The organism is Virgibacillus sp. GM2-2 (genome assembly GCF_055329585.1).
In genome coordinates this window covers 1-280 of record NZ_JBUZWC010000050.1, presented here as the reverse complement: position 1 = coordinate 280, position 280 = coordinate 1, and the positions used below count along the sequence as shown (strand labels likewise).

At 71.4% G+C, this 280-nt stretch carries 1 protein-coding gene; it reads left to right on the top strand.

Annotated elements, in window-relative coordinates:
* On the top strand, nucleotides 1-280 hold a 280-nt coding region (locus ACY9Z2_RS18930; protein WP_463611232.1), incomplete at both ends, for a hypothetical protein.

Genomic DNA, 280 nt, shown 5'->3' with positions numbered 1-280 from the left:
ATTCGCGGTCCGTTCGTCGTGGACAACGAGAATGAGCCGCCGTCGCTGACGCTGCTGTGGCCCCAGCCGGGGGAGGTGCTCGCCGGCGTCTCGCCGGTGCGGTGGGAGACGCGCGATCCGGATGGTGATGCGGTTCAGGTCGAGCTGCTGGCGCGCCAGGGAGATGGCCCCTGGGTGCCTCTCGCAGGCGGACTTGACGCTGCCGGGGAGTACGCCTGGCAGACCGGCGACCGCAAGGCGGGTGCGGGCTATGCTCTGCGCGCCATCGCCAGGGACAGCC